Origin of the sequence: Shewanella sp. MTB7 (assembly GCF_027571385.1) — a bacterium.
In the GTDB taxonomy this organism is placed as follows: domain Bacteria; phylum Pseudomonadota; class Gammaproteobacteria; order Enterobacterales; family Shewanellaceae; genus Shewanella.
In genome coordinates this window covers 1,693,255-1,717,893 of the sequence record NZ_CP085636.1, presented here as the reverse complement: position 1 = coordinate 1,717,893, position 24,639 = coordinate 1,693,255, and the positions used below count along the sequence as shown (strand labels likewise).

Sequence of the window (24,639 nt, the reverse complement as noted above, 5' to 3'; positions counted from 1 at the left end):
AGCAATAAAAACCCGACTACTAATGTCGGGTTTTTATTGCAAACGAATGCCTCAGAATACAGAGCGCAGATATTCCACTGCAAGTGTGATTCTGCTATAGTGCCGCATATAACGTTAAGCAAGAAAATCGGGGGAACACCTGCGATTCACGCCTCAGATATTGGAAATAAGGCTGATGACTCCGTGTCAAAGATCTCATATCCTCTCAGTAAATCAGCTTGATTTGAATGCCATTCACCAGATATTCAACCTTGGAACTCCTATAGTACCCAACGCCCTTAGACAAAAGCGTTGGCCATGCCAGACTCAGTGCTAGCTGACATCGAAAATGCTGGGGATAAGATCACAATTACCAATCAACTTGAAGGTAATCTGGCACAGGCTGATATACTCTATTTTACACGCATTCAAAGGAGCGTTTCCCTTCACAGGAAGAGGCGAGTAAATACCATGGAAAGTTTCGACTTAGCCACAACATTTACACACAACTAGAAAAATACGAGTATTCGGTTAACTGGTATTCACGAAAAACCGAACGATAACCCAGCAATAGACTTTTAAAGGATTGATCATGACCCGCTCCGACGAACTTTTTGAACAAGCTAAAAAAACCATTCCAGGTGGCGTTAACTCGCCAGTACGTGCTTTCAATGGCGTAGGCGGTTCACCACGTTTTATTGATAAAGCCGACGGGGCTTATATCTATGATGCCGACGGCAAAGCTTATATTGACTATGTAGGTTCTTGGGGCCCGATGATCTTAGGTCACAACCACCCTAAAATTCGTCAAGCAGTATTAGACGCCGTCGAAAACGGCCTCTCTTTTGGTGCGCCGACTGAACTTGAAGTCAAGATGGCTGAGAAAGTCATCGAGATGGTTCCTTCGATCGAACAGGTTCGTATGGTGAGCTCAGGTACTGAAGCGACCATGAGTGCGATTCGTCTGGCACGTGGCTTTACTAATCGTGACAAAATTCTCAAGTTTGAAGGTTGCTACCATGGCCATGCAGACTGTTTGCTAGTTAAAGCAGGTTCCGGTGCATTGACCTTAGGTCAGCCTAGCTCACCAGGTATTCCTGAAGATTTCGCGAAACACACGCTAACAGCGACCTATAACGATCTTGAGTCAGTTCAAGCGCTATTCGAGCAGTATCCAGATGCTATCTCTTGTATCATTGTTGAGCCCGTTGCCGGCAACATGAACTGCATTCCACCCGTTGAAGGTTTTCTTCAAGGGCTACGTGCTATCTGTGATCAATATGGTGCCTTGTTAATCATCGATGAAGTGATGACAGGTTTCCGCGTTTCAAAGAGCGGTGCACAAGGTTACTATGGCGTAACACCAGATCTAACAACCTTAGGTAAAGTGATCGGTGGCGGCATGCCAGTGGGCGCATTTGGTGGCCGTAAAGATGTCATGCAGTTTATCGCACCGACAGGTCCTGTTTATCAAGCAGGGACTTTATCGGGTAACCCTATTGCCATGTCTGCAGGTTTAGCACAGATGGAAGAGTTGTGCGCTGAAGGTTTATATGAAGAGCTAACCGCTAAGACCAAGCGAATTGCAGAAGGCTTTAAAGCCGCTGCCAACAAACATGGTATTGCGATGTCAGTTAACTATGTTGGCGGCATGTTCGGTTTGTTCTTTACCGAAGAGGAGAAAGTGACTTGCTTCGATCAAGTCACTAAATGTGATGCTGACATATTCCCAGTCTTCTACCACGGCATGTTAGATGAAGGTGTTTATCTTGCACCTAGCGCTTATGAAGCTGGTTTTCTCTCTATGGCTCACGGTGAGAAAGAGCTAGAAGAAACGTTGGCTGCTGCTGATCGTGTTTTTGCTAAGATGGCTAAATAGCGCGACCTATCCAGGTGATGAATCTGGAGAAAACAAAAAAGGACGCATATAGCGTCCTTTTTTGTTTATGTGATTAAATTAGAAGCGTCTTCTTTTCATCTGGCCAAACATCCAAGCTGAACGAAAAATCATTAGCGCGATAAATATTTGAATTAACAGTGTCGGATTATCTATGGCTACTGCTGGATTATCGAGTATACCCAGACCAACAAACTGCTTTGCGCACACTACCAACCAAACAAGAGAACCCAATAGTAAAATAGCCCTGAATAAAAACTTCATTCTACTTCTCCCCGTAAATTGGTGTAAATATAGATAGTGCTCTAAACATCCTTTTACTCGTAAATCCCTGTCTACTATCAGACTCATTGGCAATCATTTTACTGGATGTTTTTTGAACAGTCAATATTTTGACACCTTCACTCGTGGGGCAATCGGGAGGACTTTTTAAGTTATGAAAATTGCATACAAAATGCACGATGCCAAGTTATTATTTTAATAGAATAATCACGTTGAGCCGCTAGTGCTAATATAGTAAAAAATAAATTAGCATTTATTCTGGTGTTTATACCAAAATAAGGCTAGTTATCAATAAATCCTACACTTTACGGAGTGTTTAGCTCTGAATTGTATCCATTCACACAGTATTAATCATCGCTTTATGTAACGTAATCGTACACGATACCTATTCAGAGTAAGCTTATGCTTCACGTGACCAATATCGCAATTTTATTAAAAATTTGACGCAGTTAACCCTTGTTTTATCCCCATCCCTATGGCTTAATTCGCACGCCTAGCGCAACAAGATTAATTCAACCTTAACTCTTAGCCTTGTTTACTCTTAACAGATAAACAGCTGTAGGAACTGTCGTATGCTCTACATATTCCTGATCTCCCTCGCCGTTCTGGCACTATTAAGTATTATTTTTGAAGAGGTCACCCACCTTAATAAAGCAAAAACCACACTCTTTTTTGGCTGTATTTCATGGATTGTGCTCTTTATGTCTGCAGGGGATCCCGCACATGAGAAAATAATTGAAACTGAGCTAAATGAAAATTTACTTGAAATTGCCACCCTATGGCTGTTTTTAATGTCGACGATGACCTTCGTTGCCTACCTTAATGCGAAGGGAATGATCCAAATCTTAGTGCAGAAACTGTTCCCACAAAAGGTCTCGGTACGCATCTTAATGCTGCAGGTCGCACTCTTTTCACTGATCCTTTCGGCCATCTGTGACAATGTCACCGCCACATTAGTTTCACTCGGCTTGTTAACCACCTTCAAACTCGACAGTCAGATGCAACGCAGAATGGCGGTATTGATCATTTTTGCCGTCAATTCAGGCGGTGTATCACTGATAACGGGGGATGTCACCACCCTGATGATCTTCCTCGATGGCCACGTACAAATGTCAGAACTGTTAATCCTCTTTATTCCTGCCGCAGTTAGCGTGATGCTGCTCGCCGTTCTGTTTTCACTAAAAGCCGAAGGGCATGTGAGCACCACACCCATTAAACAGGATTACCATAAGGTCGATGTCGTGATAGCCATCATCTTCTTCTGTACCATTATTGCGACTATGGTGCTCAATATCTTATTTGGCATCCCACCTGTACTGACATTTTTAACTGGCTTGTCTATTTTATTTCTTGTGGGTCATATCTTCAGAACGAACAAAGAGGAGATGCAAATCCTCGAGTATATTCGTCAAATTGAGTTTGATACCTTGCTATTTTTCCTCGGTATATTACTGCTAGTGGGTATGCTCAAGGAGATAGGTACTTTAGATCTCTTAACCCAGGTCTATGCCATGTACGACCCTAATATTTCAAACTTTGTCACCGGCATTGGCTCTGCACTATTGGATAACGTCCCCCTTACCGCTGCACTACTCAAAGCCGAACCCGTGTTAAGTACACCAGAGTGGTTAGGTCTTACCTATTCAGTTGGCGTCGGAGGGTCATTATTAGTGATAGGTTCCGCCTCCGGTATTATCGCCATGAGCAAAGTGAAGGAGTTGACCTTCGTCAGCTACCTTAGGTATGTGCCAGCGCTATTACTATGTTATTGCTTAGGCTATGGCCTGACTTTGCTGCTCGCCAATCACTTCTATGGCTAGGCTAGGACAGACAACATAAAAAAGCCTGCGAACATTTGCAGGCTTTTTATTCATCAACTTGTCACAAACTTAAGGTGCTTCCTTATATCGCTGGCACCTTGAACTTAGTCCCCTGTATCGACAACACCACATCTCTTGGGCGAATTTCAATAATCTCTAATTTACCGCCAATGGTGTCACCTTGTTGCAGTTCAGCACCATCAACATTGAGCCAACGGTTATTCGGGTCACTGGCGTATACATGAGCCTTAATACTGAATTCAGGAACCTGAAGTTGTAGACCTGCTGGTAGTTGACCATACTTTGGCAGCGTATCTTGCTGAGGGGTTGGGATCGGATCCAGCTTAGGTTCAGTCACAGGTGTCGCGACAGATTTGCTAATTTCAATCTCTTTTAATGCTGCTTCAAATGCGGCTAACAAATTCCCTTCACTCTGATAATCTCGGGGAGAGGTTTCTGACTGAGATGGGCTTAACTTTGTCTTAGGCTCTGACTCAGCGACTGGCTTCGATGCAGCGTAACTCAAACCTAAATCTTCTGCCGCCGAATCAACCTGATATTTAAGCGATGCTAACAACTCCTGACCTTTGTGATTCGCGTTAGCCCCAAGTATTATCGGCTCACTCACGGCTTGGTCACCAAAGGATGCAGGAGAGCGACTAACTGATGCGCTAACGCTTTTAGGCTCTGTCGGCTCTTGATAGCGCATCGGCATAATCGACGCGATAGGCAGAGCAACTTTGCCTGCTAACTGAATGCCGCCCCTTGATAAATTAAGTTCTTCATCTTGTGCTACATGATTTTGAGCCATTGCAGGTACAACTAACTCAACGGCTTGAGGCTCAATGGTTACGTCAGTGACTGACTCCGGCGGTTGATCACGACTTATCCAAGCTATGACCACCAGTAGCGTTAAAATAATGACGGTGAGCAGAACAAGCAGTCCCTTGTTTTGGGTTTTACTAAGTTGTTTATATTGCGCTCTGGGGGTGAGTACAGGATCCAGGTTAATATCTGAACTTTGCTGTTTAGCCCGAGTAACGGCATCGAGTAGAATCGACATTAGAAGTGACCCTTAGCTTGCGTTAACCTTGGGCCTTGAGCACTAAGGTACAAATTAAGTTGCACTAACGTTTGACTGCCGGCAATAGCATCAGCTCTTAAACCATGTTTGCGCTGAAAGCGTTTTAACTGCTCCTCCAACTGAGTATCAAACCGATCCACCAAACGTGGCGCTGTATTATCAATTTTGGCCAAGCTATTTTCCAACCACTGTATCTGAGCCAGATTAGAACCTTGCCCTATCTCACGGGGTTGCCCACCGGGTGCCTGCCAGAGTATTTCGAATGTACCGCTAAAATGACGATTAAACCAATCTCTATCGACCCAGAGCTGTTGCTCATTAAGCTGAAGCAGCAGTTGGTCGCCACTTCTTGACACCACAGTGCCATAAAAGGCCTGTTGTTGTCCGTCGACTAGATACACCACAGCCGGAAAGTTTAGCCTAATTAAGGAGTTCCAGTTTCCTTGTTGTTGAAAACAAGACAAACCTTGCTGCTGGGCCGCCTGACAAGCTGATAAGCCTATATAGGGCACCTTACCCCACAAGCCAAAAATACTGGCATAGGCTGTATCGATATTTCGGCTATTGGCGATGGCCTCATTGAGCACTCGTTGATTTGTATCTGATTTAGCTTCACCGCGCTGTCTTTGTGGTTCAGCCATGGCACCAACTTTAACGTCAGGCTTAATCTCCACTGTTGTTAAAGTTGAATCTCTTGCCGCAACATCTGGGTTAGACAATACTAAATAACCTAAGACACAGAACAGTCCTATTGCCACTGCTATCCCTGTGGGCACAAGATAATTTGTCTGCTTGATATCCTCACCTAGCACTTCGGCAGACGCTAAGATAACCATTTTCTTATCAACAGGAACCGTTGATTTTGCATAGCTTGCCATCAAGGCGCGCTCACATAACAGATTAATTAAACGAGGAATGCCACCACTGTATTTATGCAATGCCTTAATCGCACCTTGGTTAAACAGGGGCTCATGCCGCCCGGCAACTTGCAGTCGATGATGCACATATAAGCCAACCTCTTCTAGCGTTAGCGGCAGTAGATGATACCTTGCGGTGATCCGTTGGGCTAATTGACGTAACTCTTGACGTTTCAGTAACTGCTGAAGTTCAGGTTGACCGATTAGGATAACCTGCAAAAGCTTCTTAGTGTCGGTTTCAAGGTTTGTCAGCAAACGAAGCTGTTCGAGCACTGCAGGTCTTAGATGTTGGGCCTCATCGATAATCAAGACGGTATTACGGCCCTTCTCATGATTAGCGAGCAGGTATTTACTTAACAGATCCGTGAGCTGCTTCAGGCTTGGGTCTTTCTCATACCCAATAGACAGTTCATCACACAGGGTCGCCAGTAGTTCAACCTCAGTCAAAGAGGGGTTGAGAATAAAAGCAGTGTCGGTGTTCTCTGGTAACTGGTTAAGCAAACAACGTGAAACCGTGGTTTTACCGGTACCCACCTCACCGGTTAACAAAACGAATCCCCCAGTGTCACCTAAACCATAAGTTAAGTGCGCTAATGCCTCACGATGGCGATCGCTGAGGAAAAGATAATGAGGGTTCGGAGCGATTGAAAAAGGGTTATCGCTTAATCCAAAAAACGCCTTGTACATGCAGTTATCTATCCTTATAACGACAAAATAATAAAAAATCAGTTCAAATTAAAGCTAACGGTCCAGCATGTCAAAAAATGGATGCAAAAATGCTTCTAATAGCGAAGAATTAACGGCTCAGGCCTATTCAATGCATGATAAGCTTCAAGCATTACACTAAAAGATATAGTGACCCAAAATAGTGAAATTTTATCTGGTCGGTGGCGCGGTGCGCGACAATTTACTCCAACTCCCCATTAAAGATCGTGACTACATGGTGGTCGGCGCTTCACCTGAGCAGATGTTCAAGCTCGGCTATAAACAGGTCGGTAAAGACTTCCCTGTTTTTCTCCACCCTAAAACACAGCAAGAGTACGCCTTAGCCCGCACTGAGCGTAAAACGGGTCGAGGTTATGGGGGGTTTAGCTGTGACGCGAGCCCTGATGTGACACTTGAAGAAGATCTTCTGCGCCGGGATCTCACCATCAATGCCATTGCACAAGATGACAAAGGTGTACTATTTGACCCCTATAATGGGATCGCAGATATAGAGAATAAGCTGCTTCGTCATGTCTCTGATGCGTTTATTGAAGATCCACTGCGGGTACTTAGAGTCGCTAGGTTTGCCGCACGTTTTCATACTCTCGGTTTTACTGTAGCCGATGAAACCCTCGCACTTATGACTCGCATTAGTCAAAGTGGTGAGCTTCAAGCCCTTACGCCTGAACGTGTTTTTCTTGAGCTTGACAAGGCACTATCAACAGACAGTCCACACATATTTATTCAAGTACTCAATCAATGCCATGCCCTTGAAATTCTGTTTCCCGAGATCCATGCACTCTTCGGCGTCCCTCAACCAGAAAAGTGGCACCCGGAGATAGATACGGGCATACATACTCTGATGGTGTTACAGCAAGCGGCGAAGATCTCCGATGAAAACAGCGTCAGATTTGCAGCATTAGTTCACGATCTGGGTAAAGCATTAAGCCCAAAAGAGTCGTTGCCAAAACATCATGGCCATGGTCAATCTGGCTTAGCACTTATTAAAGCACTTTGTACTCGAGTCAAGGTGCCGAATGAATACCGAGATTTAGCTCTACTGGTCTGTGACCAACATCAGAACATCCATAATATTGAACAATTACGCCCAGAAACCTTGATAAAGATATTTGATAAAGCCGATCTTTGGCGTAAACCCAACAGGCTTGGGCAACTTGCAAAAGCCTGTGAAGCCGATGCCAGAGGCAGGTTAGGATTTGAAGAACAGCCCTACCCACAAGCCAAATACCTTCAAGAGAGTTTTAAGGCCGCCAATTCGATAGCCGTTAAACCCATTATAGAGGCCGGTTTTCAAGGGGCTGAAATTAAACAGCAGCTACAGATAAAACGTATTGAAATTATCACAGCATTTAAAAGGAACGTTAACAATCCCTCAATACACTGAGTACGGTTTGCTAATTAAATAGGCTGTAAGTGTTATTCTCAGGCATTTAACGGTCAAAAATCCAAAGTGCAACTTGCTTTTTTGACCGTATTCATTAAGGTATTCAAACTTAACCATGAAAATTCGTAGTAAATTACACTAGCTATGACATAATCAAGGTGACCAGCTGTAATGTACCGCTGGACAAATTAACCAACCTATATAAAAGGGATTTCCCAATGAACAAAAAATTACTTATGATCGCTGGCGTAGCAATGACTGCCCTTCTAGGTGGCTGTGCAAACACTACTGCTCTTGAAGAAAGTGTGGCTAACCTTGGCAACAAAGTTGACCAGCTATCTACAGAAGTTAGCGCACTTAAGTCTCAGCAAGGTTCTCTTTCTGCTGATGTTCAAGAAGCTACTGCTGCAGCATTAGTTGGTGTTGCAGAATCTGAACGTGCAAATGCTCGTATCGACAATATTGCTTCTTCTTACAAGAAGTAATTTGTTTGTATCGGCAACACTCAGTGTTGCCGATATATCCTTATCTAATCCCCTGCTATATACCTCTCACAGCAGTAACAAACCGTCCCTACAAACTAATATTAACCGGTAAACCATCTTGCGCTAACAGGGCATCATTGGCCTTAAAGCTATCAACACTGTCCTGACTGATAAACTTAACAATCCCCGCTGTCAAGCTCACTACCTTATCTCTACTTACATCTGTCTCAGACTTAGATAAGTTCGAATGAACCTCGATAATCTGCTCACCGTTAGCTTCTGAAGATATCTTTACTGTCTGATTGATCACTCTGACAGAATCGCCATATTTAGCTTGATTGAACAACCATTCGATATCATCAGGATTTAGGCGAATACAGCCAGAGCTAACACGCATACCGATACCAAAATCTTTATTTGTTCCATGAATTAAGTAACTGCCATCGCCATAGGAAAGTTGCATCGCATACTTACCTAAAGGGTTATCAGGTCCTGCTGGTACAATCCGTGGCAGAACTTCACCACGCTCTTCTAGGTGATCTTTGCGAATACTCGCAGGTGGCGTCCAGCTTGGATTAGGGATCCTCGACTTAATCTTAGTCACCATTTCTGGCGTTTCACGTCCAATACGCCCTATCCCAACAGGGAAAACATGTACCTCTTTACCATTCTTTGGAAAGTAATAAAGACGAAGCTCAGGCAAATTAATAACAATTCCGGTACGAGGAACATCTGGCAGCAACATCTGAGTAGGAATAACAAGTTTTGAGCCTACAGTCGGCAGAAAAGGATCGACCCCAGGGTTGGTCTCCATGAGTTCAAGGATACCAATGTTGTATTGTTTCGAGATGGTTTGGAAGAAGTCTCCCTTAACGACAATATGCTCCTGAACCTCGCCAATAAGGCGACTGCCTTTTTCTGGTAATGGGTATACATTTGCCAACGCAATTGAAGGGATTAAGCTTACAATGAACCACAACATGACTCGCATCATAATTAACTCTACTTCCTATTGTGTTTAGTACTGATTATGTGAAATATACACGTTTAACCAAAGGCTAACCTGAGCCGAAGCTTAAGAAAACCTTTGGCTATATCTTCTTAGATAAACTAATAAGAAAATCGATCTCAAGATGATCAAATGAGCTTGCTGCTAACTGTTTACGCACTTTCTCATTAGCACGCCAAGCATATGGCGTCATCTCAAGTAATGCTAAAGCTTGGGTTCCATCGATAGACAGCGTAAAGCTCACTTGTTCAGTGTGCAGTAACTCAAGCTCACTCGACTTAGGTAAAGCCAGCTCTTTTTCAGTTAGCTCAGGATAAACCATCGACTTTATCTGCCATAAATGGCGCGGCGCCGGTGAAACTTGAATGAGATACCCACCCGTTTTTAACAGCCTGATTAACTCCTTTCCTTTAAGCTGTTTATCAATCAAGGTGATCAAATCAAAGCTTTCACTGGCAAAAGGCAACTTCTTTAATGTACTGACGATAAAATGGCTATCAGTCGCTTCTGTATCGACGGTTTCATCTTGTGCTTGCGCTTCAGCATTCGCTTCTGACTGGATTTTAGCTGCTGAAAAAATCGCATTTTCAGCCTCGGTGATCCCGTAAGCATTCAGCCTTTGTGTAAGCTCTTCACCCTTAGGACTCTGGGTTAACTTGTCCTTAATGGTTCTTAAATAATAACCTTCACCACACTCGTAATCTAAATAGTTAATCGGGCCTTCAGCGAATTCTGCCTGTTGTATCATCGTTTCGATGACGTCGACAACGGGTTGAAAAATGCCAGATTCCAACAGGAACCGTTTCGCTCTCATTATCTGCCTAGAATCAATTTGTGGTTTCTTAGCCTGACTAAAAATCCAATAACCATTTTCATTCTTATCAAAATGGTGTTTCTTACAGCAGTGCAGCCCTTGAGAAGTCTCATGAATTAACAGAGGTTGTTCGCACTTAGGACAAAGGTAAAGACTTTTCATGATTTCTCTTTTCTTATACCAATCAATATAAAGATATGATCGCTCAGCGAGAGTTTATCGCTTCTGAGACAAGGCAACGAGTGTGAAACATAGTTATTCTACGTTTAAACTCGTTAACACAGTATCAGAAGTGCTAAAACTCGCCTTTTAGGAGTGTTTTTGGTTGTCTACTTCTGCGTTGAATGACTTCATAAGGGATCACCATTCCATCATCCATTCGCCTTGAATTAGTTTACCAAAAACCACTCTGAGTAGCTCACTTTCTTATACTGGTTGGTATTATGCAAATATAAAGACGCATAACACTGCGCCCAATGCCAGACGGTAAATAACGAACGGCGTCATTCCCATACGGCTGATAATTTTCAAAAACAGGTGAATACAAACATACGCTGCCACAAATGAAACAAGGATGCCCAGTGCCAATGAGGTGTAGTCGATGGCATGGCCACTTTCAACCAGATCTTTACCCATCAATAAAGCCGCACCTAAAATAACCGGTATCGACATTAAGAAGGAGAATCGAGCTGCGGCTTCACGACCTAAGCCTAACATTAAGGCCGCAGTGATCGTCGCGCCTGAGCGAGAAGTGCCAGGTATAAGTGCCAACGCCTGAGCGAAGCCGATCAGTAATGCTTTTTTCCAACCCGTTTGGTATTCAGTCAGCTCACAACGAGACATTCTATCCGCCCACCACAGGAGCAAACCGAAAACAACCGTAGTAATGGCAATAACGCCCGGACCACGTAAATACTCTTCAATCAAATCTTTCAATGTAAAACCAAGAATAACCGCAGGCAACGTCGCTAAAATGATCCACCAAGCAAGCTTACTATCGTCAGTTTGCTTACCTTTAAATATACTGGAAATCCAAGAGGTTAATAGCGACACCACCTCTTTACGAAAATAAAGTACCACCGCTAACAACGAACCGATATGAACGGCTACATCAAATGCTAAGCCTTGATCTTCCCAGCCAAAAAGTTGCGAAGGTAGAATAAGATGTGCCGAACTTGAAATGGGTAAAAACTCGGTCAAGCCTTGAATAAGCGCTAATACGATGACCTGAAAAGTGTCCATGAATTTCCTTTAAAATGTATCTATGATCGGGTTACTTAAGTAACCTTATGTCTGCTTTATGCCATTTGCGGGCAAGTAAATGCAATAGGCCAAAGTTTCTGCTTAGTCTTATCGTAATCATCCCATAAGGATTGATAACGTTGACCCGCCACGGGATGCACCAACTCAGGTGCAATCTCCGCCAAAGGCCATAGTACAAAGGCATTAGTTAAGACTTCAGCTCTTGGTAATTCAATCGGATCTTGCGTGACAAGATCATCATAAAGCAGTAGATCAAGATCCAAACTCCTCGGGGAAAACTTCTTTGCCCCTGGAATACGACCATGGGCTTGCTCTATCTTCTTAAACACGGCAATAACGTCTGGGATACTTAAATCAGTATCGACGGCCACCACCATGTTTAAAAAGTTACTGCCATCAAACCCAACGGATTCACTCTCAAAAACCGATGAACAAAGCAGATTATCGAAATAGTAACTCAACTCACTTAACGCGGCCTTAATGTAACGCTCAGGTTCAATATTACTGCCCAAACTGATAAATATTCTTGCGCTCATTTAAGTATGTCCTCGCTCAATCTCTACACCAACAGCAACAGCGGTGGGTACAGCACCCGGCTTCATAACGGTCACTTTAACCCAAGGCACAGTAAACTCACTCATTAGGCAGCTTGCAATCATTTCAGCCACAGTCTCAATCAACTCAATAGGCTTATCTGTAATGAGTGCCGTCAAGCGATTTGATACCGTCTCATAGCAGAGTGCATGTTTATAATCATCTGTTGCCGCCGCGGGTCTATTGTCCCAAGCCATATCAAGATCGACCAACAAAGTTTGGTGGATCTGTTTCTCCCATTCATAGATACCGATAATGGTTTCAATTTTTAACTGCCTGATTAATACCCTATCCATGACAACCTCAACGATAAACGCTTTAAATAGTGAAAATTAATATCTGATGAATTTTTTATATACTAGATGTCAATCACGGAGGTCAGATAAGTTAAATCGAATAAAGAAGATATAATCCCAATCTAATCAGTGATATTGTCTAACTTCTAATTGAAAAGCCCCAAATCAAGGTTATTTCAATAGAAAAGGGACATAATACCCCGCTAACGCCAACAAATTTCAGGTTGGTCTCAATGTTTTTATAGACTAAATAGCTCACTCTATCATCGGGAGTGATGCGAGATAAATGTAGCTTAAAAATATTGTGGCGCGATGATACCTTAAGAAGGATAAGGAAACCAATTTGACCATGACAGCACTTACTTTGGGAATGATATTGTTCGCCTATCTGGCCGGATCAATTTCGAGTGCTGTATTGGTATGTCGTTTACGTGGATTACCCGATCCTAGAACCCAAGGTTCCGGCAACCCAGGTGCGACTAATGTATTACGCATAGGCGGTGTCAGCTCTGCAGCCATGGTGCTTTTTTTCGATATGTTAAAAGGAGCACTCCCAGCTTATATCGCGTTCCGCTTAGGCCTAGACTCTGTTTCCCTTGGGATCATCGCCGTAGCGGCCTGTCTTGGACATATTTTTCCTATATTTTTTCACTTCAAAGGCGGAAAAGGTGTTGCCACCGCTTTTGGTGCTATGGCGCCCATAGGTCCTGAGCTCGCACTGTTGCTGATGGGGACTTGGCTCTTACTGGTATTGATCTGTCGATATTCCTCCCTTGCAGCCATCATCACTGCGCTACTTGCGCCGTTTTATACCGCGTACCTCGATGACAGATTTGTTATTCCAGTCACCATGTTATCGGCCTTGATCGTGATCAGGCATAAAGAAAACATTCAAAGACTGATAAAAGGTGAAGAAGCTAAGTTTTCACGCAAAAAAGTGGATAAACCTAAAAAATAGAACGTCAATTCCCTCCTAAAAATCTTCTTTTTTAAGCATAAAAAAACACCTCTATGACTCAATCAATAGAGGTGTTCACTTATTCACCGTAGCCCGAAGCATTAGTCGCGAGCTAAAGCGAAGACAAGATCTCAATGCTCTGCAACTTTAACTGCCCGTAGCCCGTAGCTCGTAACTCGTAACTCGTAACTAAAAAATATTATACCGGTGGAAGCGTATCCAATGGCCAACGTGGCACACCTTTCACACCCAGATCATCCATTTGACCCGCCTTCAGTCTTTGTAAACCCGCATAAGCAATCATGGCACCATTATCGGTACAGAACTCACCTCTAGGGTAGTAAACCTTACCCCCAAGCGAGGTCATCATCTCGGCAAGTGAACTACGCAAACGCGTATTGGCACTCACACCGCCAGCAATCACTAGATTTTGATAACCCGTTTGCGTTAATGCACGGCGGCATTTTATCGACAAGGTATCGACCACAGCCTCTTCAAACGCTAACGCAATATTAGCCCGGGTCTGGTGATCATCGGGCTCTTTAGCAATAGTATTAGCGGCAAATGTTTTTAAGCCAGAAAAGCTAAAGTTAAGACCCGGTTTATCAGTCATAGGGCGCGGGAAACGGTAATGTCCTGTTTCACCTTCAGCAGCTAATTTCGATAAACGTGGACCACCAGGGTAATCTAACCCCATCAACTTAGCCGTTTTATCAAATGCTTCACCTGCCGCATCATCGACCGACTCACCTAAAACGTCGTACTTACCTATTCCTTCAACGGCCACCAACATTGAATGCCCGCCAGAAACAAGCAGCGCAAGAAATGGAAATGCTGGCACATCATCTTCAAGCATAGGCGCGAGCAGATGGCCCTCCATATGATGAACACCTATGGCTGGTTTGCCCCAAGAATAGGCTAATGCTCTTCCCATACAAGCCCCCACAAGTAGAGCACCGACCAATCCAGGCCCCTTGGTATAAGCTACTCCATCAATATCATCGAAAGTGCAATTAGCCTCAGCTAATGCCTGCTTAACAAGAGGAACGATTTTTCTGACGTGATCTCTAGAAGCTAGTTCTGGAACAACCCCACCATAATCGGCATGTAGTTTTACCTGGCTGTACAATGTATGCGACAACAAGCCTAGCTCATCATCATAAACAGCAACCCCTGTTTCATCGCAAGATGTTTCAATACCTAAAACCCGCATCATATCCCGTCAAGCAGTCAAAATAGGGCAACAATTCTACCTGCTACCGCACGCTTATACCAATATAATCCCACCCTCATCACTTCAAATTTGCTCTTGTTTGGATCTCACCATTAATACGGTGCTTAAAATCTAGGCTAACCAACTAAATTTACAGTTAAATTCATACCGTAATCTCTTAACGAACCCCTGTTTATTCGCCTTGCTATTTGGGCTAGGCTTAAATATGATCGGAAGTTGGCCAAAAGATCTCAATTCAAATCGCAATATTGGCTTTACAAAGTGGTCGGACTCGGTATAGAATTCCGCACCATTTTTAAATTAACTCGGGTCAAGAAATTGGTCCCAACAACTACACCTAAGGGGTGATGGCGTATGCCAATAATTAAAGTACGCGATAACGAACCATTTGACGTAGCTTTACGTCGTTTTAAGCGCTCTTGTGAAAAAGCTGGTATCTTAGCTGATGTTCGTGCTCGTGAGTTTTACGAGAAGCCAACAACTGCACGTAAGCGTGCTAAAGCCGCTGCTGTTAAGCGTCTTGCTAAGAAACTTTCACGCGAAAACGCTCGTCGCGTACGTTTATACTAAACTCTTATGAGCCTAATTGATCAGCTAAAAGAACAGATGAAAGACGCTATGCGTGCCAAAGCAAAGGTACGCTTAGGGACTATTCGTATGGCACTAGCCGCCGTCAAACAGATTGAAGTGGATACCCGCGAAACTCTTAATGACGATCAGGCTATAGCGGTCTTAACCAAAATGGTTAAACAGCGTCGCGATTCGATTGTACAATACAGTGCAGCCGGACGTGATGAGCTAGCAGCAATTGAAGCAGAAGAGATCAAGGTTCTTGAAGAATTTCTGCCTCAACCTCTTTCCGAAGAGGAAATTGTTCAGCTAGTTGATGCAAGCATTATTGAAATGCAAGCATCCTCCATGGCGGATATGGGTAAAGTAATGGGAGCATTAAAACCTAAAGTCTTAGGCAGAGCAGACATGGCGGCTATTGGCGCTATGATCAGAGCAAAACTTAAGTAATTTATGTTTAATGCGTGAATAAGCCGTGCATTTGCGCGGCTTGTTTGTTTATACAGTTCCAGTTTTTACTTCGCAAAATAGCGAAAGGCGTTCTTTACTGACTAATGGCAATACCTCGTGATTTCATCAATGAGCTTGTAGCTCGAATTGACATAGTCGATCTGATCGACGCTAAAGTACCCCTAAAAAAAGCGGGTAAGAATCACTCTGCCTGTTGTCCTTTTCATAGCGAAAAATCGCCCTCTTTTACCGTAAGCCGAGATAAACAGTTTTACCACTGTTTTGGTTGCGGCGCACATGGCAACGTCATCGACTTCGTGATGGAGTATGACCGGCTCGACTTTATTGATGCCATTGAAGACCTCGCAGGTCAACTTGGGGTTGAAGTCCCAAGAGAACAAGGCACAGGGCCCAAACGCGACGAAGGATTAAGTCGTGATTTATATCAGTTAATGGAAGAAGCAAGTCTGTATTTTCAGAATCAGCTTAGACAGAACAATGACAAACAAAAGGTGCTTGATTATTTAACACATCGAGGACTCTCCAATGAAGTGGTTGAACATTTCAATATTGGATTTGCACCCGACGGATGGGACGGTTTATTAAGCCGCTATCGTCAAAGTCAAAGTGCACAAGATAAATTGCTCACCGCCGGCATGGTGATAGAGAATGACAACGGTAAACGTTACGATAGATTTCGTGACCGGCTTATGTTTCCGATTCGAGACAGAAGAGGCCGAGTTATCGGTTTCGGTGGTCGAGTTTTAGGTGATGGCACACCAAAGTACTTGAATTCTCCAGAAACGCCCATATTTCATAAGGGTAGTGAACTTTATGGTCTCTATGAACTTAAACAGAAGCATAGAGATGCGCAGAAAGTGCTCATTGTCGAAGGCTATATGGATGTGGTCGCACTGGCACAATTTGGTGTCGACTATGCAGTAGCATCATTAGGTACATCGACAACGGCTGAACAATTTCAGCTTTTACTGCGAAGTGCCAAAGAAGTAGTCTGCTGTTATGACGGTGATAGAGCTGGTGTTGAGGCCGCATGGCGAGCACTCGAAACGGCATTGCCTCTGTTAAAACCAGGCAACCAAGTTAAGTTTATGTTCCTTCCCCAAGGCGAAGACCCTGATACTATGGTTCGCAAGGTGGGAAAAAAGGTGTTCGAAAGTCAGATTGATGAAGCACAACTGCTACCTGAGTTTCTTTTTGAAACATTAGCTAAGCAACATGGTTCTGATAAAGGTACACTGGCCAAACAAGCTATAAAACTAATTGAAAAAGTACAAGACACTGTTTTACAGAGTCTACTACTTGAAAACTTAGCGTATAAACTCGGGATGAACAGTGCCGAAGAGCTAAAGAAAAAGTTAGGCTTCTCCGCTAAAGAGCAAGCTAAACCGCTTCAAACAAAAGCATTAAAAGGACGAGGAACCCCATTGCGATTAGCCATCGCCTTGCTAGTACAAAATCCTCTTTTAGGTGAAGGTTTGCCTCAGCAACCTGCACTGAAACATATAAAGATGGCCGGCATAGAATTGCTGACTCTTTTATTAGACATAACTCGTAAACAAGTTAAAAACAGCGCACAACTACTTGAGCAGTTCAGAGGTGATAAGCAAGTCAACACCCTGAAAAAGCTGACCCAATGGGACCATCAAGTGGCGGATGAAAACTTGCAATTCGAGTTTAGGAAAACCTTGGTTTGGCTCAATAATCAATATATTGAACAGCGATATCAAGAGCTAAGTCTAAAACAGAACCATACTAAAGATGAAAGGATACAACTGACGAAGCTTATTGCTGTCATAAAAGGGCTAAAATAAGGTATATCTGACCTAATATGTAAGTATTTATGACTAGCACACTGAAACACACAAGGCTATAATTGACGATTTGCGTAGCAATCAATGCGCATCGTTTTAACTGTTACCCAACTTGGATGATATCTATGGAGCACACTCCTCAGTCGCAACTTAAATTGTTGCTTGCCAAAGGTAAAGAGCAAGGTTACTTAACCTATGCAGAAGTGAATGATCACTTGCCTGCAGATATGGTCGATGCTGACCAGATCGAAGATATTGTCCAGATGATAAATGACATGGGTATTCGGGTCTATGAAGAGGCGCCGGATGCTGATGACATCATGATGTCTGAGGACAGCACCGATGACGATGCTGCCGAAGAAGCTGCTGCTGCACTTGCAACAGTAGAGGCCGAATTAGGCCGCACAACGGATCCAGTCCGCATGTATATGCGTGAAATGGGTACCGTCGAACTTCTAACACGTGAAGGCGAAATTGTTATCGCCAAGCGTATAGAAGAAGGGATCAACACAGTTCAGGCATCCGTTGCGGAATATCCACAAGCAATTGCCATGATCCTTGAGCAATTCGACCGCTACGAAGCTGAAGAAGTCCGTCTATCTGACATTATCTCAGGTTTTGTCGACCCAAATGCTGAAGATGTCGCTCCAACAGCAACTCACGTTGGTTCAGAGCTCTCTGATGAAGAGCTTGATGATGAAGATGATGAGTCTGAAGATGACGATGATGAAGAAGAGGAAGGTCCAAAAGGTCCAGATCCTGAAGAAGCTAAAGAGCGCTTCACTCAACTTCGTACTGCCCATGAGAACACCCTTAGAATTATCAATCTAAAAGGTCGTGGACACCCAGAATCAACATTAGCACTTTTTGAAATCGGTGAGATTTTCAAAGAGTTCCGTTTAATGCCTAAGCAGTTTGATCGCTTAGTCAAAAGCATGCGCGCCATGATGGACAGAGTTCGAGTTCAAGAACGTCTCATCATGAAATTGTGTGTTGAACAAGCTAAGATGCCAAAGAAAAACTTCGTTAAAGGTTACACCTCTGACGAAAGTAGCATCGCATGGTTTGACGAAGAACTTGCCTCGAAAAAGCCTTATGTTGAAGGTTTAGAGATGGTTGAGCATGACGTTCGTCGTTGTCGTACTAAGCTTGATATTATTGAAAGAGAAACTGGACTTGCGATCGCTGCTATCAAAGATATCAACCGTCGTATGTCAATTGGTGAAGCTAAGGCTCGCCGCGCGAAGAAAGAGATGGTCGAGGCTAACTTACGTCTAGTAATCTCTATCGCGAAAAAATACACCAACCGCGGTCTACAGTTCCTGGATCTAATCCAAGAAGGTAACATTGGACTGATGAAAGCGGTTGATAAGTTTGAATACCGTCGTGGTTATAAGTTCTCAACTTACGCAACTTGGTGGATCCGTCAGGCGATCACTCGCTCTATTGCTGACCAAGCAAGAACGATCCGTATTCCAGTGCACATGATTGAGACTATCAACAAGCTAAACCGTATCTCTCGTCAAATGCTACAAGAGATGGGTCGTGAACCTACTCCTGAAGAGTTGGCTGAACGTATGATGATGCCTGAAGATAAGATCCGTAAGGTACTTAAGATTGCTAAAGAGCCAATCTCAATGGAAACCCCTATCGGCGATGACGAAGATTCGCATTTAGGTGATTTCATCGAAGATACGACCTTAGAGCTACCTCTAGACTCGGCAACAGGCGAAAGCTTGAAGAACGCCACTCATGAAGTGCTTGCAGGTCTAACAGCTCGTGAAGCCAAAGTATTGCGTATGCGTTTCGGTATCGACATGAATACCGACCATACTCTTGAAGAGGTAGGTAAGCAGTTTGACGTGACACGTGAACGTATTCGTCAAATTGAAGCTAAGGCACTGCGTAAGCTGCGTCATCCTTCACGCTCAGAAATCTTAAAATCTTTCCTCGACGAGTAATCATACTCTCAGGGTCAGAGTTTAGAGCAAGAGCTAAAAGTTAAGTAAATAATGAAAACCTGCCTACTCGGCAGGTTTTTTTTGCCTTTAATTTCGGCTTGGTAACTTTAACAATCTCATTCGTCCCACTAAAAAATGGCAGTTTCATTATGTTATCAATTCAGAGGCGCTCAAACTTTTCAATTCAAGGCGCTTTGAATTCCCGCTGAATGACAGATACTTAATGTAATTGGTATTAAAAAGACACATATCGATTAACAGATAAGCAGTTGAATTCAAAGTTGCGATTTCTTATCAAATCACAGGTGACAACGTCATTTAAAACTCGTATACTTCTGTTCGCTTTCGGTAGTGACGACTTCCTTAAGTAGGCCCCTTAGCTCAGTTGGTTAGAGCATACGACTCATAATCGTCAGGTCCACAGTTCAAGTCTGTGAGGGGCCACCAATTTAAAACGATTAAGCCTACCCTGTGTAGGCTTTTTTGTGTCTGGGATTTACCTTCGCCTTCGAATGAAGACTGGTTACATTTTCTAATTGGGTTCATTGTTATTGAGTTTGATTATTGAAGGTCGCACATTCATTGTTGCCTATCGCCTCCAGCGTGGTATGTGCAGATACTTCTGCGAGACGCCATAAACACTTCCCTGTGGGCTCTACCAAAACGTCCATGTTTCGGAAGCTCGCAACCGCATCTACACCGGCTGATTTACGGGAAAGTTATCTCTTCAATTTGGCTTTATTTGTGTAAGTTGCTAACACAAAAAATGCATCAAAGCTGACTAGCCTTCGAATGAAGACTGATTACATTTCTTTAGTTTAAATTTGAGCTTCTGGCTGAGTTGGTATTTGGTGAATGGTTGAAGGTCATTCCTTCATTGTGCTCTATCGCTTGCAGCGTGCTTATGTGCACTATTTCTTTGAGAGGGTTCTGCGAGACGCTGGCTCTTGATTTCATAAGAGTCATCCCTGGCCGCTTTACGGTTTCAAACAACGTCCATGTTTAACGGCCAGTTCGGCGTCCCAGCCTCTCGTTCGAAGAGTTCCACAGGGTGTAACTTCGTCCTGAAATCGAAGCTCTCAGTTGCATCTACACTGGGTTATTAATCTCTTCGATTTGGGTTTACTTGGTACAGTTTTGTAAGGCCTTGGTATAACGCCATAGTTTCAATGGTTATGGTTCACTGCTCTACTATGTATCAGTGTCTAAACTTCAAGCATGAAAATGACTTATGTACATTTTACCTACCACTGGTATGATAGCAAGACAGGTGAGTATTTAGTTGAAACTGTGTTAAGGAACTACAGATGCCAATTACCATTAAACGTCCCATTGAAAGAAAAAAGCTATCTCAAACTGTCGAAGAAGAGTTGGAGCAGATGATCCGTCAAGGAGAAATAGCTGAAGGTGATCCGCTTCCCTCTGAAAGAGAATTAATGGTTGCGTTTGGTGTTGGTAGGCCCTCTATTCGCGATGCTTTGGCAGCTCTGGCGCGTAAAGGTCTAGTAAAAATTAGCAGTGGTGAAAGAACCCGTGTAACTCGACCTACACCTGATACTATTATTTCTGAATTATCAGGTATGTCGAAAGATTTTTTATCGCAACCTAATGGCTTACAATATTTTGACCAGCTTAGACACTTCTTTGAATCAAGCTTAGTACGCCATGCTGCTGAGTTTGCGACAAAAGAGCAAATTGAAGAGTTAGACAAAGCACTTGAATTAAATGGTAAAGCGATTAATAGTGAAAACCAATTCAAAAAAACAGATATTTACTTCCATCGTGTCATCGCCTCAATACCTGGCAATCCAATATTTTTAGCAATTCACCAAGCCCTTGTAGATTGGGTTATCGATGCTAGGCCTGCCAAAGCAAATGCCAAAGAGCTCAACACTAAAAGCCACCAAGATCATATTGATATTTTAAATTGCATTAAAAATCGCGATGTAGAAGGGGCTGATAAGAAGCTTACTCAACATTTAGAATATGTGTTTAAAAAATATTACGCTCAGTAGAGCACTCTCTTATTACCGATTGATTTTATCACACTTGAAGGCTACCAATGGGTAGCCTTTTTGTTAGTCATTTTCCAGTGCTAACTTATTAATACATTTACAGACATGTTAATAGGTTTGGATGTTTTTGTAGCATTAAATGCTCACCAGTGGTATAACAGGTATACAGCACAAGACAATGCAACTTGAGTCCATATGATTACCAAGATGTTTAAATCTGCCATTATTGTATTTTTAATGATGCCATTATTCGTGAGTGCTCAAACACTTATTAAATGGCAGGAAGTAAGTACGACTTCAGTTGAACAATTGAACATAGGTCATGGCGCCTTTATCAGCAAGAATAACAGCAGTTTGCTCATCTCTTCAGGAAGTCATTCTGAGGAGCGCCTCCCCCCTTTTATTGCTGAAAACATGACAGACAAACATCAATTAAACAGCATGATCGTAGTCAGCGGCGAAAGTGTCTTTACGACTGATTTAACTGCTGAACTCGGTAACAGAGCCTTCGCTGCGGCTGCAAGCTTTAATGGTGCAACGCTTGTTATGGGTGGTATTGCCAAACAAAATTCATCAGCCTTAGTTAACTTATTAAGTTGGCAAGTCTCCTCAAAAAAATTACATAGCTACTCGCTACCCAATTTACCTAAAGCGGCGAGTTCACCTTCTGCCGTAGTGATTGATAATACCCTTTATGTGTTAACAGGCTCAGATGCCAATAATCAATTCTATGCACTGGACTTAAGCAGACTAGTCAACACTGAGGGGCAATTATCCTTTAATCAAAGTGATATCGAATCCTTTACTGCTAACAGCTTATGGCAAACGCTGCCAGCCTTGCCATTAGCTGACATCAATAACCCTTGGCAAAATGCGATACAGTTAGCAGTACAAAATGATGGCAGTGGTAATAAGATATTTGCTATGGGCGGATATCATTTATCTGAAGATGGCCTTACGACTCAAAACAACTCCTCGGCACTGACTCGACATTGGAAATTTGATCCCTTAGCTAAGCGTTCGAAGCAAAACTGGCAAGATCTAGGGGATATATCTATTGCTAAAAACACACTCAAAGAGAGCATTAATGCTTTAAGCACATTTGGTCAATCCCACATAATAGCGTTTACCAACCAAGGTAATACCCTGTCATTCAATGCCATTACCAACAGTTGGACACGATATTTAACCAGCAATATTAGGACGAAATCTACCAGTGATACCGCTAACAATGACACCCAAAATCCTCCTCAATATATCAGTGAAAGTATTCACGCATCAGACGGGGAGATGTATTCATTAAACCGTGTTGATAATCAACAAGGTTCACTGCAAATTTGGCAGGTATCGCTAAAACAACCTGCAAAGAATTTTGGCTGGGTGAATATGACCGTTTTAATTGTCTATTTAATTGGTGTGGTGTTGGTAGGAGTATTCTTTGTCTTTAAAAACAGAAATACCGATGACTATTTCCGTGGTGGGCAATCGATTCCTTGGTGGGCTGCAGCCTGCTCCATTTATGCCACCATGCTGAGTTCATTAACCTATGTTGCGCTACCTGCGATTGTCTATCAAAGTAACTGGCTATTATTAATCGGCATATGGATGATTATCGCAGTGGCGCCCGTTGCTATCTATGTAGCGATTCCTTTTTTCCGTCAAATTGATGCAACGAGTGCTTACGAGTACCTGTCAAAGCGTTTCAATATGAGCGTGAGGTTGTTCGCCAGTGGTCTGTTTACTCTTTTTCATATCGGTCGAATGGGCATTGTGATGGCATTGACCGCCTTAGCACTTTCCGCAGTGACACCTTTGTCAGCTAGCGATAGTGTGTTGATCATGGGCGTTTTATGTTTGATCTATTGCACTATGGGTGGCATAGAAGCCGTTATTTGGACTGATACCTTACAAACAATCGTATTAATTGTTGGTGCAATAACCTGTTTTGTCACCATCATTTTAGGGTTAGAGGGAGGCTTATCTGACTTCATCAACATCGGCTTACTCAATGACAAATTCACCATGGTCAATGCAGATTTCAGTTTAGATAGCATCACCACACTGTCTATCTGGGTGATTGTTATTGGTGGTATAGGGCAAAATCTTTCGAGCTACACTGCCGATCAAGCCGTGGTACAGCGCTACATGGTGACCAAAAATCTCAGTGAAGCGAGAAAATCTATCTGGGCCAATGCCATCATAGCCGTACCTGGCGCTTTACTGTTTTTCTGCATTGGAACAGGCCTATATGCTTTTTATCAATTACATCCAGAGAAATTAGACCCTAGTATTCAAATTGATCAAATATTTCCAACCTTCATCGCTACAGAGCTGCCTATCGGTGTCGCGGGGCTTATCGTTGCCGGCATTTTTGCCGCTGCACAATCCACGGTATCAACCAGCATGAACTCTATTGCAACGACCTTAGTGACTGATTTTATTCGCCCGTTCAATCTAGTAAAAACCGACAAAGGGTATTTGAGTGCAGCACGCTGGTTAACATTTATCATGGGCGCATTGGGTACGCTAGCAGGTCTCATCTTTATTGATCCCGAAATCCGCTCATTAATGGAGGCCTACTTTAAAGTCATAGGCATGTTTATGGGGGCATTGGGCGGCTTGTTTGTTCTTGGCGCTTTAACAAAAAAAGCAAATTCATTTGGCGCTACCGTCGGTATTTTAGCCGGCGTAGCCACCATGATATCTGCATGGCAGCTAGGTTGGGCCAACGGCTACTTATACGCCACCATCGGAATAGTATCTTGTTTAGTGGTTGGCTACATTGCCAGCTTATTAACCCAAACGTCTAAAACAACGGAAAAAGATTTAACCGGACTCACCTTATATACCCAAACCACTTCAAAATGCAGGATTCAGCATGTCGTGAAGTGACAGAGTTCAAGGTAGTTAATTGCTCCTGCATTAACGACATTCCCGCCATCCATGGCGGTCTTCAAAAATAGTTGGACTAGTTATTCTCATTCACTATTTAATAACGCAGAAACATGTTGCTTCACGCCTTGCCCTGCGGGAGCTCTGAAACGAGCATCTTGAGGTAGCTTGGGTATG

General features: G+C 43.2%; 20 protein-coding genes, 1 tRNA gene and 1 pseudogene. 13 read left to right on the top strand and 9 right to left on the bottom strand.

Annotation, left to right across the window (positions count from 1 at the left end; translation table 11 throughout):
• Positions 1–291: 291 nt before the first annotated feature.
• Together HWQ47_RS07150 and hemL are read left to right on the top strand one after the other, a co-directional pair.
• Positions 292–542 (top strand): annotated as a pseudogene (locus tag HWQ47_RS07150) (hypothetical protein); the annotation flags it as partial.
• A 29-nt stretch (positions 543–571) separates the two neighbouring features.
• Positions 572–1,858: a glutamate-1-semialdehyde 2,1-aminomutase gene (gene hemL, locus HWQ47_RS07145; protein WP_269970482.1), complete on the top strand. Its 1,287-nt coding sequence runs from the start codon at positions 572–574 to the stop codon at positions 1,856–1,858.
• A gap of 78 nt (positions 1,859–1,936) precedes the next feature.
• On the opposite strand, the gene HWQ47_RS07140 is transcribed toward hemL, so the two are convergent.
• Positions 1,937–2,140 (bottom strand): hypothetical protein, encoded by a 204-nt coding sequence (locus HWQ47_RS07140; protein WP_269970481.1) that lies wholly within the window; start codon positions 2,138–2,140, stop codon positions 1,937–1,939.
• A gap of 590 nt (positions 2,141–2,730) precedes the next feature.
• On the opposite strand from HWQ47_RS07140, the gene nhaD reads away from it, so the two are divergent.
• Positions 2,731–3,978, top strand: coding sequence for a sodium:proton antiporter NhaD (gene nhaD / locus HWQ47_RS07135; protein ID WP_269970480.1), 1,248 nt, complete (start codon positions 2,731–2,733; stop codon positions 3,976–3,978).
• A gap of 82 nt (positions 3,979–4,060) precedes the next feature.
• Here nhaD and HWQ47_RS07130 read toward each other — a convergent pair whose 3' ends face one another.
• Together HWQ47_RS07130 and HWQ47_RS07125 are read right to left on the bottom strand one after the other, a co-directional pair.
• Positions 4,061–5,041, bottom strand: a complete 981-nt coding sequence (locus HWQ47_RS07130) for a general secretion pathway protein GspB (protein ID WP_269970479.1) — start codon at positions 5,039–5,041, stop codon at positions 4,061–4,063.
• On the bottom strand, positions 5,041–6,666 hold the full coding sequence (locus HWQ47_RS07125; protein WP_269970478.1) for an ExeA family protein: 1,626 nt from the start codon (positions 6,664–6,666) through the stop codon (positions 5,041–5,043). Before HWQ47_RS07125 ends, HWQ47_RS07130 begins: the two co-directional genes overlap by 1 nt.
• 181 nt (positions 6,667–6,847) lie before the next feature.
• Between HWQ47_RS07125 and HWQ47_RS07120 the strand changes: the two genes are divergently transcribed.
• Together HWQ47_RS07120 and HWQ47_RS07115 are read left to right on the top strand one after the other, a co-directional pair.
• The gene (locus HWQ47_RS07120; RefSeq protein ID WP_269970477.1) at positions 6,848–8,089 is read left to right on the top strand and encodes a multifunctional CCA addition/repair protein; all 1,242 of its coding nucleotides are present in this window, start codon (positions 6,848–6,850) and stop codon (positions 8,087–8,089) included.
• A gap of 218 nt (positions 8,090–8,307) precedes the next feature.
• Positions 8,308–8,574, top strand: a complete 267-nt coding sequence (locus HWQ47_RS07115) for an Lpp/OprI family alanine-zipper lipoprotein (protein WP_269970476.1) — start codon at positions 8,308–8,310, stop codon at positions 8,572–8,574.
• Positions 8,575–8,662: 88 nt separating this feature from the next.
• Here HWQ47_RS07115 and HWQ47_RS07110 read toward each other — a convergent pair whose 3' ends face one another.
• The 5 genes from HWQ47_RS07110 to folB form a co-directional block, all read right to left on the bottom strand.
• The gene (locus HWQ47_RS07110) at positions 8,663–9,568 is read right to left on the bottom strand and encodes a L,D-transpeptidase family protein (RefSeq protein ID WP_269970475.1); all 906 of its coding nucleotides are present in this window, start codon (positions 9,566–9,568) and stop codon (positions 8,663–8,665) included.
• 97 nt (positions 9,569–9,665) lie between these two features.
• Entirely contained in the window at positions 9,666–10,559 is an 894-nt protein-coding gene (locus tag HWQ47_RS07105) for an SAM-dependent methyltransferase (RefSeq protein WP_269970474.1), read from the bottom strand.
• Positions 10,560–10,838: 279 nt separating this feature from the next.
• Positions 10,839–11,639: an undecaprenyl-diphosphate phosphatase gene (locus HWQ47_RS07100; protein ID WP_269970473.1), complete on the bottom strand. Its 801-nt coding sequence runs from the start codon at positions 11,637–11,639 to the stop codon at positions 10,839–10,841.
• A gap of 56 nt (positions 11,640–11,695) precedes the next feature.
• Complete coding sequence (gene folK, locus HWQ47_RS07095) at positions 11,696–12,196, bottom strand: 2-amino-4-hydroxy-6-hydroxymethyldihydropteridine diphosphokinase (RefSeq protein ID WP_269970472.1); 501 nt, start codon at positions 12,194–12,196, stop codon at positions 11,696–11,698.
• Positions 12,197–12,550, bottom strand: a complete 354-nt coding sequence (folB, locus tag HWQ47_RS07090) for a dihydroneopterin aldolase (RefSeq protein WP_269970471.1) — start codon at positions 12,548–12,550, stop codon at positions 12,197–12,199. It abuts the gene before it with no gap.
• A 349-nt stretch (positions 12,551–12,899) separates the two neighbouring features.
• Between folB and plsY the strand changes: the two genes are divergently transcribed.
• On the top strand, positions 12,900–13,508 hold the full coding sequence (gene plsY, locus HWQ47_RS07085) for a glycerol-3-phosphate 1-O-acyltransferase PlsY (protein ID WP_269970470.1): 609 nt from the start codon (positions 12,900–12,902) through the stop codon (positions 13,506–13,508).
• 199 nt (positions 13,509–13,707) lie between these two features.
• On the opposite strand, the gene tsaD is transcribed toward plsY, so the two are convergent.
• The gene (gene tsaD, locus HWQ47_RS07080) at positions 13,708–14,721 is read right to left on the bottom strand and encodes a tRNA (adenosine(37)-N6)-threonylcarbamoyltransferase complex transferase subunit TsaD (protein WP_269971682.1); all 1,014 of its coding nucleotides are present in this window, start codon (positions 14,719–14,721) and stop codon (positions 13,708–13,710) included.
• A gap of 375 nt (positions 14,722–15,096) precedes the next feature.
• Here tsaD and rpsU point away from each other — a divergent pair, with 375 nt between their 5' ends.
• The 7 genes from rpsU (at position 15,097) to HWQ47_RS07045 (ending at position 24,462) form a co-directional block, all read left to right on the top strand.
• Positions 15,097–15,312 carry a 30S ribosomal protein S21 gene (gene rpsU / locus HWQ47_RS07075; RefSeq protein WP_012323795.1) on the top strand — a complete coding sequence of 72 codons (216 nt, stop codon included), beginning with the start codon at positions 15,097–15,099 and terminating at the stop codon, positions 15,310–15,312.
• Between the two features lie 6 nt (positions 15,313–15,318).
• On the top strand, positions 15,319–15,762 hold the full coding sequence (locus HWQ47_RS07070) for a GatB/YqeY domain-containing protein (protein WP_269970469.1): 444 nt from the start codon (positions 15,319–15,321) through the stop codon (positions 15,760–15,762).
• Between the two features lie 104 nt (positions 15,763–15,866).
• Positions 15,867–17,594: a DNA primase gene (dnaG, locus tag HWQ47_RS07065; RefSeq protein WP_269970468.1), complete on the top strand. Its 1,728-nt coding sequence runs from the start codon at positions 15,867–15,869 to the stop codon at positions 17,592–17,594.
• A 125-nt stretch (positions 17,595–17,719) separates the two neighbouring features.
• Positions 17,720–19,555, top strand: a complete 1,836-nt coding sequence (rpoD, locus tag HWQ47_RS07060) for an RNA polymerase sigma factor RpoD (RefSeq protein WP_269970467.1) — start codon at positions 17,720–17,722, stop codon at positions 19,553–19,555.
• A gap of 370 nt (positions 19,556–19,925) precedes the next feature.
• A tRNA-Ile gene (locus HWQ47_RS07055) sits at positions 19,926–20,002 on the top strand.
• 860 nt (positions 20,003–20,862) lie between these two features.
• Positions 20,863–21,570, top strand: a complete 708-nt coding sequence (locus tag HWQ47_RS07050; protein WP_269970466.1) for a transcriptional regulator NanR — start codon at positions 20,863–20,865, stop codon at positions 21,568–21,570.
• Positions 21,571–21,777: 207 nt separating this feature from the next.
• Entirely contained in the window at positions 21,778–24,462 is a 2,685-nt protein-coding gene (locus HWQ47_RS07045) for a sodium:solute symporter (RefSeq protein ID WP_269970465.1), read from the top strand.
• The last annotated feature ends 177 nt before the right edge of the window (positions 24,463–24,639 follow it).